Origin of the sequence: Listeria aquatica FSL S10-1188, assembly GCF_000525795.1 — a bacterium.
In the GTDB taxonomy this organism is placed as follows: Bacteria; Bacillota; Bacilli; order Lactobacillales; family Listeriaceae; genus Listeria; species Listeria aquatica.
In genome coordinates this window covers 60,997-75,003 of the sequence record NZ_AOCG01000001.1, presented here as the reverse complement: position 1 = coordinate 75,003, position 14,007 = coordinate 60,997, and the positions used below count along the sequence as shown (strand labels likewise).

The 14,007-nt window shown below is 37.3% G+C and carries 13 protein-coding genes and 2 pseudogenes; 8 read left to right on the top strand and 7 right to left on the bottom strand.

Annotated features, from left to right (window positions below):
* The first annotated feature begins 30 nt into the window (after positions 1 to 30).
* From MAQA_RS14750 to MAQA_RS14730, 5 genes are read left to right on the top strand one after another with little or no spacing between them, the layout of a single operon-like run.
* Positions 31 to 300, top strand: a complete 270-nt coding sequence (locus tag MAQA_RS14750; protein ID WP_206537490.1) for a DNA cytosine methyltransferase — start codon at positions 31 to 33, stop codon at positions 298 to 300.
* A complete protein-coding gene (locus tag MAQA_RS16495; RefSeq protein ID WP_206537498.1) occupies positions 293 to 577 on the top strand; it encodes a DNA cytosine methyltransferase in 285 nt (94 codons plus the stop codon). Before MAQA_RS14750 ends, MAQA_RS16495 begins: the two co-directional genes overlap by 8 nt.
* Positions 514 to 729 (top strand): DNA cytosine methyltransferase, encoded by a 216-nt coding sequence (locus MAQA_RS15935; RefSeq protein WP_206537489.1) that lies wholly within the window; start codon positions 514 to 516, stop codon positions 727 to 729. Before MAQA_RS16495 ends, MAQA_RS15935 begins: the two co-directional genes overlap by 64 nt.
* Positions 674 to 1,093, top strand: coding sequence for a hypothetical protein (locus tag MAQA_RS14735; protein WP_206537488.1), 420 nt, complete (start codon positions 674 to 676; stop codon positions 1,091 to 1,093). Before MAQA_RS15935 ends, MAQA_RS14735 begins: the two co-directional genes overlap by 56 nt.
* Complete coding sequence (locus MAQA_RS14730; protein ID WP_206537487.1) at positions 1,066 to 1,374, top strand: DNA cytosine methyltransferase; 309 nt, start codon at positions 1,066 to 1,068, stop codon at positions 1,372 to 1,374. Before MAQA_RS14735 ends, MAQA_RS14730 begins: the two co-directional genes overlap by 28 nt.
* A 354-nt stretch (positions 1,375 to 1,728) precedes the next feature.
* Here MAQA_RS14730 and MAQA_RS00355 read toward each other — a convergent pair whose 3' ends face one another.
* The 4 genes from MAQA_RS00355 to MAQA_RS00345 all read right to left on the bottom strand — a co-directional run bounded on the left by MAQA_RS00355 (position 1,729) and on the right by MAQA_RS00345 (position 7,372).
* Positions 1,729 to 5,544, bottom strand: a complete 3,816-nt coding sequence (locus MAQA_RS00355; protein WP_036070228.1) for a leucine-rich repeat domain-containing protein — start codon at positions 5,542 to 5,544, stop codon at positions 1,729 to 1,731.
* Between the two features lie 777 nt (positions 5,545 to 6,321).
* The gene (locus MAQA_RS16490; RefSeq protein ID WP_077913509.1) at positions 6,322 to 6,504 is read right to left on the bottom strand and encodes a helix-turn-helix domain-containing protein; all 183 of its coding nucleotides are present in this window, start codon (positions 6,502 to 6,504) and stop codon (positions 6,322 to 6,324) included.
* Positions 6,492 to 7,031 carry a helix-turn-helix domain-containing protein gene (locus tag MAQA_RS00350; RefSeq protein ID WP_036070226.1) on the bottom strand — a complete coding sequence of 180 codons (540 nt, stop codon included), beginning with the start codon at positions 7,029 to 7,031 and terminating at the stop codon, positions 6,492 to 6,494. Before MAQA_RS00350 ends, MAQA_RS16490 begins: the two co-directional genes overlap by 13 nt.
* Entirely contained in the window at positions 7,028 to 7,372 is a 345-nt protein-coding gene (locus tag MAQA_RS00345; RefSeq protein WP_036070224.1) for a hypothetical protein, read from the bottom strand. The genes MAQA_RS00350 and MAQA_RS00345 overlap by 4 nt, the downstream gene beginning before the upstream one ends.
* A 119-nt stretch (positions 7,373 to 7,491) precedes the next feature.
* On the opposite strand from MAQA_RS00345, the gene MAQA_RS14725 reads away from it, so the two are divergent.
* Genes MAQA_RS14725 through MAQA_RS00335 form a run of 3 tightly spaced genes read left to right on the top strand, consistent with a single transcriptional unit; the run spans position 7,492 to position 10,536 of the window.
* Positions 7,492 to 7,692 carry a hypothetical protein gene (locus tag MAQA_RS14725; RefSeq protein WP_206537486.1) on the top strand — a complete coding sequence of 67 codons (201 nt, stop codon included), beginning with the start codon at positions 7,492 to 7,494 and terminating at the stop codon, positions 7,690 to 7,692.
* A 37-nt stretch (positions 7,693 to 7,729) separates the two neighbouring features.
* Complete coding sequence (locus tag MAQA_RS00340) at positions 7,730 to 8,809, top strand: PTS sugar transporter subunit IIC (protein ID WP_206537485.1); 1,080 nt, start codon at positions 7,730 to 7,732, stop codon at positions 8,807 to 8,809.
* Positions 8,806 to 10,536 (top strand): DUF4091 domain-containing protein, encoded by a 1,731-nt coding sequence (locus tag MAQA_RS00335; protein WP_036070221.1) that lies wholly within the window; start codon positions 8,806 to 8,808, stop codon positions 10,534 to 10,536. Before MAQA_RS00340 ends, MAQA_RS00335 begins: the two co-directional genes overlap by 4 nt.
* A gap of 819 nt (positions 10,537 to 11,355) precedes the next feature.
* Here the strand turns inward: MAQA_RS00335 and rlmH are convergent.
* The 3 genes and pseudogenes from rlmH to MAQA_RS16480 all read right to left on the bottom strand — a co-directional run.
* Entirely contained in the window at positions 11,356 to 11,835 is a 480-nt protein-coding gene (gene rlmH / locus MAQA_RS00330) for a 23S rRNA (pseudouridine(1915)-N(3))-methyltransferase RlmH (protein ID WP_036070217.1), read from the bottom strand.
* A 704-nt stretch (positions 11,836 to 12,539) separates the two neighbouring features.
* Positions 12,540 to 13,442: pseudogene (locus tag MAQA_RS16485) on the bottom strand (S1C family serine protease); the annotation flags it as partial.
* A 77-nt stretch (positions 13,443 to 13,519) separates the two neighbouring features.
* Positions 13,520 to 13,833 (bottom strand): annotated as a pseudogene (locus MAQA_RS16480) (serine protease); the annotation flags it as partial.
* Between the last annotated feature and the right edge of the window lie 174 nt (positions 13,834 to 14,007).

Genomic DNA, 14,007 nt, shown 5'->3' with positions numbered 1-14,007 from the left:
TAATTATACAGATTTAAAGGAGCCATGTTAATGTTAACTTCAATTGATTTGTTTAGTGGCCCTGGTGGGCTAGCGACTGGTTTTGGTTGGGCAGGAATAAAGCCACTTATCGCCATTGAGTGGAGCGATCACACTGTCCAAACTTATTCTAAATCTCACGGAGCAGAAATTCTAGTTTTAGAAGACTTTCTCCTTAGAGAAAGAGAGACAAATTTCACTTTTGATAAAAGTGATAAAACTTTATTAATTCACGGCGACATTAGAAAAGTTTCAAATGAACTAATAAAAAAAAATCCTTAGAGAGCGCTTCTCTGTAAATTCTGTTGATGTAGTTACTGGAGGTGCTCCTTGCGAAAGTTTCTCTCAAGCAGGAAAAAGGGCAGAGGAAGATGATAGAAATACACTTTTCCTTAATGTTACAAGAATTGCAAGAGCTATCGATTCCAAAATGTTTGTTTTCGAAAATGTTAAAGGACTTTTTTTCAAAAAAAAAATAACGGAGTACCTGGAAAGATGTTTCAAGATATCTGCGATGAATTTGAATATGTTAGTGGTGACTCTCCTTCCTTTCATTTAGCTAGTAGAGATAAAGAAACAGTACTTCTCAAAGCCCATGAATACGGTGTTCCTCAAGCTCGTGAAAGAATTTTTCTTGTGGGAATAAATAATAAATTTGCAGCAAAATTCTCTTATCCTAAGAGAACTCACGGCAGCAAAGAAAAAATTTGACTTTGTCACTGTTAATGATGCTTTAGCAGACTTGCCCAAAATTAAATCTGGTGAAGGTAATGATGAGCTAGACTATCATCCTGATTATTCTAGCCTAACAGAAAAACAAATAGATTTTATAACTACACTCCATGGAGTAAAAAATGGATTTGAAGCTCCTGAAAGCGTTAAATATGATCCATTGAAAATAACTTTTCATAAAGCTGTAAACCATAGAGAAACAATGATTAAGCGTATGAGCCTAATTCAAAAGGGAGAAGGAATGAAGCACGCAGCAGATAGATTGATTAGAGAAAACAAAAAAAGATCTAATCGAAAAGTATTTCCCCAAAAAAAATGTATGCGGCCAGAAACAGACGTCTAGATCCTAATAAGCCAAGCTTTACAGTCACTTCACATGTTTTAGATGAGATGGTTCACCCATATGAAGATAGAGGACTAACTCCTCGTGAAGCTGCTAGACTCCAGTCCTTTCCCGATTGGTATACATTTAGCGGTCCGTATGTGAAATTCCATGGTGATATTGAACAGGATAAATATGAACAAATTGGAGATGCCATACCACCTCTATTAGCCTATGCACTTGGAGTTGAGGTAGCTAAAACACTTAGCAAAATCAACAAAGATTCTCATATTACCATTTAACAACTTAACTTAATATCTTGCAAGATCTTCCTGCCGAACTAGACATGAATCGTATAATTCTATGTCTAGTTTTTTGTTTACGCACCAAAATTACTCTCTTAAATCCAATAAATTCCTGTTATAAAAGTAATTTTACATTTTCCATATAAATTTTTCTATTTTATTATCTTTTTAACTTCCAACTACTTTTTGTAATTTAAAATAGCCTAAAATAAACTTTCCCCATGTGAGTCTCCTTTTTTAATACTTCGATAGAATTTTTATATCATATCCCAATAAAAAAGCCGCCTTTCCTATAATGTTAGAAGAGGCGGCATCGATGAAATTTTTTCATCGTTTTTATAACTTATTCATTTAATTCGTTACAGTTTGTTCTGCAGCTATCCATTGTCCAGTGGCATCTTTATAATCAACCTTGACAATATCTCCTGCTTTTAGTTTGGAATAGGTCCATGTGAATGCGCCGTCCTTCACGCCTACCATGGTTTGAGGTGCTCCATTGATCCAAACGCGAACTTGTGTAATCGTATTTGGAACCGTCCCCGAAATTTTTCCGCTTGCGGCTGAACTTAAATCTATCTTAGCGGGTTCGCTGACTGCATTTCCTAGCGTCACGGTCGTTGTAACGGCTTTTTCATAGCTGCCCGTTGTCGGATTAAAGCGTTCAACACCCACGACAGTTCCTTCGGCTTGCTTTCCAATCACTTTGGTAAACTGACCAGAAGCATCTGCATATGCAACGTTGACTGCTTGACCATTCACAATAATCCGTAGTTTAGCATGAGCTGGGGCAGTTCCGCTGATAGCTGTATCCGTTGTCGTCATTGCGGCTACTTCAACAGAAGCAGCTGTTTGTTCGACCGTTGTGCTGACTACGTCTGAATAGTTGCCAATCGTTGGATCAAACATTTGAACGCCAACAACCGTTCCTGCTTTTTGTTGCCCAATCACTTTACTGTAAGTGCCATCGGCATTCGCATAGCCGACATTGACTGCTTGGCCATCAATCAAGAAGCGAAGTTTCACACCTGCCGGTGCGGTTCCGGTTACAGCTGTATCAGCCGTTGTTAATGGTTGGATCGTTAATTTCGTTTCAACAGGGGTAACGGTGATGGTTTTCAAGTCAAAATATTTTCCTGTTTTCGGATTTTGCATTTGAACCCCGATCACGGTTCCTGCAGGATAAAGACCCACGACTTTACTATAAGTGCCGTCAGCGTTCGCATTCCCCACATTGACCGCTTGACCATTTACGAAGTAGCGAAGTTTCGCCCCTACAGCTGCAGTCCCTGTCACCGTATTATCCATTTCTGTCATAGGTTGGATGGTCACATCGCGTAAGACCGTTAGGTTCACGACATAGGTATCACCTGCTTGACCACTTGGTGTGACTTGGACTGTGCCCCCCGTACTCACATAGCCTTCAGGTACAGAAGAGATGGCATATTGATACTGATGTTCAAAACTCATGCCCGTTTGATTCGTAGCTCCATTCGCATCTGTCACATGTCCATTTCCTGTAAAGTTCGTTGTAAGGTCTTTCCAGCCCACGGTTACACCTGGAACGACCTGCCCTGCTTCATCTTTTACAACCACTTGAATATTTCCTTTGACGGCTTGTTTTTGAGCCACTGTGAGTGTAGCCACATTATGAGGATTTTCAGAAGCACCATCTAGCACAACCCGGTACCCTTCAGAAGTCCCTGCTTGTTCAAAACTAGCGTTCTCCTCCCACGGACCAGAATAAACCAATTTGTTATCCGTAGTTCTGTAAATTTGATACGTGTGCCCATCAAATAGAGGACTCTTTGTTCCACTTATATCCGTTTGTAGATTGAAATCTTGGAAGGGATGGACCGTTGTTCCTTCTAGCGTTAGAGTATCCACAGCTGTTAATTGTCGCCCTGTTACATAAGTCTTCCCTACATTAGGAGTAAGTCCATTTGCGAAAGCTTTGTTTCCTTCTTGGTTGAGCGTGATTTCGTTACTCGAAAAATTCGCTTCTGTTAACGCGTTAAGGGCAAAGAGGGATTCAGGAAGTTGGCCAACCAGTTGGTTTTGATCTAACCGAATATTGGTCAATTTGGTTAGATTACCTAATTCTGTTGGGACTGTTCCAGATAATTGGTTCATTGCGGCAAATAACATCGTTAGGTTCGATAAATTGCCTAATTCCGTTGGAATACTGCCTGATAATTGATTGTTAGCTAATCTCAATTGCGTGAGCTTCGATAGATTCCCCAATTCTTTTGGAATACTCCCTGTTAGAGGCGTATTCTCGATACGTAATTGTTCCAAATTTGTTAAGTTTCCTAGGAAGCTTGGAAGCGTTCCGCTCCAAGAATTGTCATTTAAATTTAAATAAGTGAGCTTACTTAAACGACTTACTTCTGTAGGAATATTTCCTGTTAAACCCAATTTACTAAGGTCTAGTTTTTGTAAGCCTGTAAAATATTTGATTCCAGCAGGAAGAATAGGATTTTCATCCTTCACTTCAAAACCTGGATAGCTTTGAAGTGCTGTGATGCTTTCTAAGTCTCCGAAAGTCATATTTTCATCAACCATTTTCCCTGTATAATGTTCAGCTAAATCTTTCAACCAATATTGTTTTCCAAGATCTTCAAAAGTCACGATTTGATTTTTAGCTGCACCGACTGTTACTTGCGCCACATTGTTCGGATTAGCTAATGCATCATCCAAAACGATACGGTATGTTTCTTTTGCAGTAGTTTGTTCAAAAGACGAGGCATTGTTCCAGATTCCATAATAGACCTGTTTATTATCACTATTACGATAAATGCGGTACATATGTCCGGCAAAAAGATCACTCTTTGTGCCATTTATATCAGCCTTTAGTCCAAAATCTTTAAATGGAAATACCGTTGTAGCTGGAATGGCTACTAGAGAATTTGTTGCCACAAGTGTGCGCTCATTGACAAAAGTATTTTTATAATTTGGAACTAGTCCATTTGCGAAAGCTTTACTTCCTTCTTGATTGAGCGTGATTTCATTACCCGAAAAATTCGCTTCTGTTAGCGCGTTAAGGGCAAAGATGGATTCGGGAAGTTGACCAACGAGTTGGTTTTGGTCTACCCGAATATTGGTCAATTTTGTTAGATGGCTCAACTCTGTTGGGATAGAGCCGGACAATTTGTTCATTGCAGCAAATAGCATCGTTAAGTTTGATAGATTGCCTAATTCTTCTGGAATACTGCCAGATAATTGGTTATTGGCTAATCTCAATTGTGTGAGCTTCGATAGATTGCCCAACTCTTTTGGAATGCTCCCTGTTAGAGGTGTATTTTCGATACGTAATTGTTCCAAATTTGTTAAGTTTCCTAGAGAGCTTGGAAGCGTTCCGATCCAAGAATTGTCATTTAAATTTAAATAAGTGAGCTTACTTAAACTACTTACTTCTGTAGGGATGTTTCCTGTTAGACCAAGTTTACTAAGATCCAATCTTTGTAAGCCTGCAAAATATTTGATTCCAGCAGGGAGCACTGGAGTGGCGTCCTTCATTTCAAAACCTGTATAGCTTTGTAAAGTTGTAATTTTGGCTAAGTCAGGAAATGACATAGTAGTTCCCACTGTTTTCCCAGTATAATACTCGGCCATATCAATCAGCCATTGTTGATTTCCTAAATCAGCTTTTTGTACAGGACTTCCTAAGGGAACTGTCACGGTTACCTCATTATTCTTTACATCGGATGGGTTAACCATAGTCACGATATTTGGAGTAACACTCTCACCAGAAGGACCCCATTTCACATATAAAGAGATAGATTTCCCCTCATTTAACAGGTCCGTTATTGCTGCTATGCTGCTCTCAGTTAATCCATTTGCATCACTTGCTGGAAACTCGTATATAGTTCCACTAGTTCCGTCTCTCAAAAAGCGAACAACATAGCCCTCTACAGGTTTTCCAGTGTTCACATCTACTACATTTAATTTAAACTTTACATTTGAAAATGAAGTTGCAGCTTTTATATTTCTTGCTGCTTTTGAACTGTTATCTTGAGTTTCTGGTTGTGAAGTCGTATTTTGTTTTTGGGTTGCTTCAGCCGCCATGCTATGAATAGGTAATCCAGTAATGACTGTAGTCGCTAACACATTAAATGCCACAAACCCAGTCATCGTTCTTTTTAATAATTTCCTTTTTTTAATTTCCACTGTAAAAAGGTACACTCCTCTTTTTATTATTGTTGGTATAAGAATCCTTATTCTATGGATTGTTTTTTCATCTCAATAATCCTTCTCTACATACTTATTTGCACGCCTCACCTCCTATCCTACTCAACATGTTTCTCAACTTATATAAAGAGATACTTTTTGTTATTTAAAAACTGATAAGATTGCTAAAAATGCAAGGCGATTTAAATCTTCCGTTGTTTCCATTTCAATTAGTAGAGAATACCTGTAAATACTTTTCTTTATCTAACTTCTGTGTCAAATTTGAGCAAAGAATCATCTTCTACAGCTTCAAATATGATTTTTGAAGTTGACTGTTTCTTGCCTACATATAAATAAAACCATCAATGAAAAATCATTTGTCAAAGATAGACTTTCTTCTGAAGCTAGAAAGTACCTCTTTTAAGCAACAACATTTTATCAGAAAAGAAAGAATAATTTTTTTGAATTCTATTTTCAAAAAAAATAGAATTTTTATTTATACAAGCATTAAAAACTTGTTCAACTGCCAAATATGTTTGAAACTCTAAAAAACCTTGTCCCCCCTCCTTTGTACAAATAATTTTATAATAAAGTTAACACTTCTGTGAACGTGCTTTTTATGATAAAAATAAATACTTTCCGTTCTTTAATGAACAAAATGTGAAATATATTCATATTGGGCAGCTTTATCCAGACCAATTCAAGCTCATTCTAATAAGTGCCCTAACTGATTATGCCTTAAATAAAAGCTTTTATCCCATAAGCATTATTACAAGCTTAATATAAATAAAAAGCCCTCGAATTTATGTATTTTCTTGGGGTCAATCCCGTATATTCTTTGAAAGTTTGTGTGAAATGACTTTGTGATGCAAATCCTAAATTCATAGCGGTCTCTTCTAGTGTATGATTCGAAAACAACAATTCTTTTTTTTGCCTCTTGAATTTTTTTAAGCAACACATATTTTTTTCACGGTATAATTTGTTTCTTTAAGAAATTTACGACCCAAATATTTTTCATGCTGCCCTAAAAAAACACTCATTTTTTTAAGTGTAATAGGCTCGTGAAGGTGTTCTTCAATATAATTTAGCATAGAAGAGACCAACATTGAGTATTTATTTTTTGGATATGCATGGAAACAGTGGAAAAAAGAAAGTATGGCTTTCCACATTAAATCCACTGCTGAGTTTACGTCAAAAATACTATCAGAAAAACCAAAATAATGTCGTTGTTTTTCAAATACTAGATGAACAGGTTGCCCTTGTTCCATCTCAACACGCGCCAGTAACGTAACCATTGAAATATAATAAGCTTTTAGTTCTTGCAACGAAAAATCCTGAAAAAAGTACTTTGTCATATTTGTAAGAACAATGTGCGCACCTTTTTGATTATTATCTTTAATATGACAGAAAAAGAGCAGTTCTAATTTATAAAATTCGCCGATTTCTTCTGGAATGACATAGGCTTCAATCGTGTTCTTTTTTTTCAAAAAAACAAATGCTCTTCACAGATTTTTGTTTCCTTCCTGCGATGAAGCAAGAAAAATAGATGTTGGATTGTATGTTTGAACGAAGTAATTAATTCATTTAGATGTTCAAATGAAACATTCGTTTCAGGTAACAGAAAAGGTCCAAATTTTAGTAAATAAACTTCATTTAACTCATTAAGATCCAACTTGAATTCTGCAAAAACATGCGTATTTTTTCTTGAGTAATAAATTGTATTCGTAGCTAGCTTTTGTGTTCCTTCATTTTCTTTAGTGGCAGAAAATGAAATTCCAAGATCGTTCGCCAGCGAATCAATCGTTAATAATAAAGGTTCATTTTTCAAACCGGATCACCTTCCTTATAAAAAGTGTTCTTTTTTTATATAAAAATATCAGTTTAAATTATATAATGCAAATAAATAAAGCGCTTTATTTATGACAAGAAACAAAAAAGGAGACCGTTATGAATCGATTTGAAAGCTTTTTGTCTAATAAATTGTTACCGCTATCATCTAAAATGCAAGAAAATAACGTTTTAGGTGCCCTAACAGAAGGATTTATTCGTACAAGTCCAGCAACAATTGGCTCAGCTTTTATTTTAATTTTAGCCAATTTCCCCATCCAAGGATGGCTTGACTGGCTACAAAAAATAAAAAATTGCTGATTCTCTGAGTGCTGTCGCCAATGCCTCCATTGGTATCATGGCGCTCTTAGCAGTCTACAACATCGCCTTTGCCTATGCTAAACGTTTAGGTTGCAATTCTCAAAATGCCGGATTGATTTCTTTAGCTTCCTATTTCATCTTAATTCCGCAGACTATCACAACCTTCGTTAAAGAAAATGGAGAATGGGTTTCTAATCAAATAGGAGCTGTAAAATTTGATTATTTAGGTGGACAAGGAATTTTTATCGGTATGCTTGTAGCACTTTTAATTACAAAACTTTACAGTTCGCTATCCAAACGGAAATTCACGATTAAGTTACCCGAATCCGTCCCGCCAATGGTTGCCGATTCATTAGCACCAACTTTTATCGTAACAATCATTTTCGCCCTTGTTTGTGCAGTTAGAATTGCTTTTTCTTTTACCGGATTCCATGATGTTTTCAATTTCATCACAAGTGTAATCAGCGCACCAATCAACAGCGTTATGGCTAACCCTCTTACCATGATAATGATACAAGTCCTACTAAGTTTTCTATGGTTTTTTGGCATTCACAATGCGGTTCTTTCAGGCCCGCTTTCGGCTGTTACTTTAACGATGATAACGACAAATATCCAAGCTTTTACATCTGGAGATCCACTGCCTTACGGGACAGCTTTTATGATTTATAGCGTATGCGGTGCTGCTGGGAATACGATGGGGCTTATTATTTGCTTAATGACCTCCAAATCCAAGCGTTATCGAGAAATGTTCAAATTAGGGGCACTTCCTACAGTGTTTAATATCACTGAACCACTTGTGTTCGGGTTACCAATCATTTTAAATCCGCTTTACTTTTTCCCAATGGTCTTAAGCCCTCTAATTTCTGGTTTTGTTTCATGGGGGCTTATCACGACTATTCTTCCCATTCACTATAACCCGACTGTTGAAAATATCCCCTGGACAACACCTGGCTTTGTAAAATTTGCTCTTTCAGGCGGGATAAGTTACTTACTTATTTATATCATTATTACAGTACTTGTAACGCTGATATGGCTTCCATTTGTTCGGATTGCTGATAAAAAAGAGTTAGAGCTCGAACGAAAAAATAACGAGCCAAAAAGAGGAGGAAGAAAGTGAAAATCACATTCACGCATAATGCTTACAAATCGAAAGAAGGAAATCAACAAGTTCCTCCAGCACTCACACATGCACTTGGTTGTAGAAATGAAAAAGTAGCAGTTCAACTCTTTTTTCAGGAAGAAAGAGGTGTCCTCACCCATTCAAGAGAAAGCTTGCTTCTTCCAGACTTGACCTTACCAATTTATCGAGTTGCACTTTCTTGTGAAGAACTTAAAGTAACAGGCTACCTAGAGACTTATTTACCGGATGATAACAGAGTGCTGCAGGCAGATCGTTTGGCAAATGATCCGTATATTACATTTTCGGAAAATCTTCCTGGTGTTCTCTGGATAGATGTTGAAATCCCACAAACATTTTCCAAAAAGGAAGTGACACTTACAGCAGAAATCTATGTGAAAACAGCTTTCCAAGATGAGGTACTCATTGAAAATAAGTCTATTCCAATTGAAATCTTGCCATATGCCCTTCCTAAGCCGCAAGATTACACTCTTTTTCTCGACTTATGGCAACACTCTTCCAATGTTGCAAGACAGTACCAAGTTCCATTATGGAGTGATGACCATTTTAACCGCTTAGAAGAAGTAGTTGCTTCCTTAGCTCAACTTGGACAAAAATCAGTTATGATTGTTGCGAGTGACTGTCCTTGGTGTGGATGGGGAACACATATTGGTTCAAAGGATGGTACAAGTTTTTATGAATATTCAATGCTCCATTTAATCAAGCAGGAAAACGGAGAATTTATTTGCGATTTTACAACGATGCAACGCTATATCGATTTATGCGCCCATTATAATATCGATGCAGATATTTCCTTATATGGTTTATTAGGCGTTTGGGAAATGGATGGTTTCCCAAGTATTTCTATTACTGATTATCCAGAAAGAATTTCAGTACGTTATTATGATGAAGCCACTCAAACGTATTTATATGTTCGAAACAGGGAAGAATATATCAAGTATCTTCAACTCATTTTTGAATACTTCAAGAAAACTGGACAATTTGAGAAACTTTATTTAGCAACAGATGAACCTAAAATTTCAGACCCCGTTAAAGCAAAACAATTTCGTGAAGTATTAGATATTTTATTTTCCATTGAACCTAATATTCAACTTAAAATGGCTGTTGATCAAGACGATGTCATTAAAGAATATGTAGAAAAAACTAAAGTTCTGGCCATGTCTTTCCCGTGCACAGTGTCGCATCCCGAAATAGCAAAACAGTATCCTGATAAGAGGATTCTTTGGTATGTTTGCAACATTCCCGACAAACCAAATACTCTATTTAAAAATCATTTGCTCGAAGCACGTATCTTAGGCACCCTAAATTCATTATTTGATTTATCTGGGTTTCTAAGATGGGCTTACACAGCTTGGACCATTGAACCAAGACAAGATATCCGCTATGAAACAAAAGGGTTCCCAACTGGAGATTTTAGCTTAACCTATCCTTCTAAAAATGGAAAAATCGAAGTTTCTTTACGACTGAAACAGCTAGAAATGGGGATTATCGACTTTGAACTTTTAGCTAAATTGAAAAAAGCTGGTGCTCACTCAGTCGTAGAAGAAGCTTATCAAATCCTTCAACTTGATGAAACTTATACGACATTTATGGCTACAAAAAAGGAAACACGTGAGGGCCTTTACAGTTTAGATTATTTAGATTATCAAAAATTTCGTAGATTCATTGTAGACGCTTTAATTCAACTAGAAAAACAGAAATCCTAATCAAAGATCCATGCTATATAAAAGCATGGATCTTTTCTCATATACATTTAAAAAAATTTCAGCCTTAATGTTCTCATCCGAATGGAGGCATCATAAACTCCCTACTATTTCCACCATTTTTAGTTCATTGCTGGATTATACAGTATAGAAAGCGAAGCTGTTTCTAAGTATCTGAGATAAATAAAAAATACTCGCTTTTACTCTTTTTTGGTGGATTTTATAAAGGTCTCTTTTACCAGTACAAAAATTGTATTTTAGTCCGATTTTATTATTAAAATCTGGCTAAAACACTATATTTCAAGGGATTTGGGCTTCTATTATAAAACAAGCTAAAAGTCAATAATTTTTTTTGGGGATTTTGAATTAAAATAACCAACATTGTTCATTTTTATTCTACAGTATCCCTTCCAGTTACACTGTAAACTGGTATTTGTAAGGAGGTGAGCGTTGATGCTTTGGTTACAAATGCTACAAACCGTTTTAGCGTATCTAAAACAATTTGCTGATCTAAACGCGTAATAAAACAAATTTTATACACTTTTTGAGGAGGTGAAAAATTGGGACTTCTACAAGGCTTTATCGCTTGGGTTGGTCTAGCAGTTGCTGGTATAAAACAAACTCTAATCGGTATTATCAATATTTTGCTATAATTTTTCAGATGAATCACGCTATTATAAAATAATTTTAATTATATGTGAAAAATCTACAAAAGGATAGACCTAAGAATAGCCAATTAATTCTGGCAAATTCCTAGGTCTTTGCTTTTATTTTTATTCCCTTCGTTCACTACCGGATATCAAGGTGAAAAATCAATTCATGTTACTTATGATAAGGTTCTCCGCGCATAATCCGAAACGCGCGGTACACTTGCTCGAGTAACACAAGTCGCATCAACTGGTGAGGTAGCGTCATCCGGCCAAATGAGATTTTTTCGTCCGTGCGAGTTAAAACCGCATCACTTAGGCCAAGAGAGCCTCCAATCACGAAAGCGATTTTGCTTTTTCCATAAGTCATCAATCCGTCGATTCCTGCCGCAAATTGCTCACTCGACTTTTCTTTTCCATCAATCGCAAGCGCCACCACGTGCGTGTCCGCCGAAATTTTCCCGAGAATCCGCTCGCCCTCGCGCTCTTTCACCTGAACCATTTCCGCCTCGCTCAAAACCTCAGGAGCTTTTTCATCAGGAACTTCTTCTATGATAACCTTCGCGTACGAGCCAAGTCGCTTTAGGTATTCTGCGGTCCCTTGGACTAAATACTTTTCCTTTAATTTTCCTACACAAATGATCTGAATTCGCATCTTTCCACTCCCAAAATTCCTATTTCCCTTATCATACACTAATTTGGCATAAAAATGGATATCATAATCCACAAATTCGTATCAAAAATGGTTTTTCAGGGTAGAAATACCCAAATTGCCAAATAAATGAGTACACTTTTGTTTTCCACATCCATTTGCCACTTACCCACAGTGGTTATCCACAAAATTTATACACATATCCACAGGGTCAGCCATATTTAGTGTAAGAAAATTTGTTCTCCCCCATATCTATTTCCATCCAAATTCTTTATCCACAACTTATCCACAGGTTGAAGCTATTCTTCCACATCTACAAAAACCGCTTTGCACAGCCGTTTTAGACTTACTTTTAGTTTTTTCTCAAAGTCCAATCCCAATGAAATTGTGGATAAAAGCTAGTTTTCAACTAGACCATTCACAATCAGGATGAAGGACCTATTGAAATCCACATTTCATCCTCAAAGGTCTAAACTCGCTCCTTTATCCGACATATTTTTCAGTATTTTCACTTCTTCACAGTTTACGCACACCTTATCCACAGAATTCATCCACATATCCACAATCTCAATCTACATTTTGTGCCCGAATATCTGTTCCTAGCAAGATACACGTCGATTAATTTTTACTATCCACATTTTATCCACAGAAAAATTTTCTTTTGCACGAAAAAACAGCTCCTCGTTTTGAGGAGCTGTTTTCAGGTTTTATTGTTGGGTTGTTTTTGCTTCTTCAAGCGTTAACGAAGTCGTCTTCGCCTTTCCATCCCGATAATACTTGATCGTTACTTTATCACCAATTTGGAGGTTTGAATTATATAACACTTTTCGAAGTTCAACCGTATTCGTAATTTTTTGGCCATTAATATCTACGATCACATCATATTGTTTAAGTCCAGCTTTTGAAGCTGCTGAATTCGAAGTGACTTGTTGAACCATTGCCCCGTAGTTAATATTACTTGGCAACTTGAGCACACTCTTTTGTTGTTGATCAGGAATTGTATCCACATCGCGAAGTGTCACACCAAGTGCTGGTCTTGTCACTTCACCTTTTTCTTCGAGTTGCGAAATAATTGGTTCCACAGAATTACTTGGAAGGGCAAAACCGATCCCTTCTACATTTTCCGTCGAAATCTTCATCGAATTAATGCCAATGACTTGTCCTTCAAGATTGATGAGCGCTCCCCCGCTGTTTCCTGGGTTAATCGCTGCATCGGTTTGAATAACTTCTGCTTCCCAGTCTTCCTGTCCATCACCATTAATATCAACAGGCACGGTCCGGTTTAATCCCGAAACGATCCCTTGCGTAACAGAACCAGAAAACTCTGTTCCAAGCGGGCTACCAATCGCAATGACATTTTCCCCAACAGTTAATGCATCAGAGTCACCAAATTTAGCAACACTCGTTACATTTTTATCCGAAATTTCAAGAACAGCCAAATCATTCCATTCATCTGTTCCGATTAATTTAGCTGTCGATTTTTTCCCATTTGAAAAAGTTACTTCTAATTTATTTGCGCCATCAACCACATGGTTGTTTGTTACAACATAGGCTTTACCATTTGCCTTTTTGTAAATCACACCAGAGCCAGAAGAAGCTTCTTCCTCAGATGAAGACCCTGAACCATTTGAATCTCCGCCGCTACTTCCATCGCTTCCAAAGCCACCAATCCCACTTTCAAGCGAGTTGGACGATGCTTGGTAATTCAAGACACTGACGACAGCATCTTGAACTTTGCTCACAGCCTTTGTAATATCCGTTGAGTTTTTGTAAGAAACTTTTTCCACCGTGTTGTTCTTCGTTGAGCTCGTATTTCCTAAAGAACTCGATGTCGAACTCGAATTATCGTTGCCTAACCCCGAAACAGTGAAAAAAAACAATGATTGCACCTACAATCACACCTAAAATTCCCGTTAAGAAATAACCTAAAAGTGCCTTACCACGCGGTTTCTTAGGTGGCTCGTTTCCGTCACCACTTCCTCCGCCTGAACGTGTTGGCGGGATTGGGGGAATAGGGGGAGTTCCACTTTCACCATTTGAACTAGCCTCGTTTTCGCTACTTCGCTCTGCATTTTGATAAGAGACGCTCCCTGTTTCAGGTGTTGCTTGACGACTTTGTTCAAACTCCGAAGAGCGCTCCGCTTCAGGTGAAACAAATTCAGACTGACTTGTCTC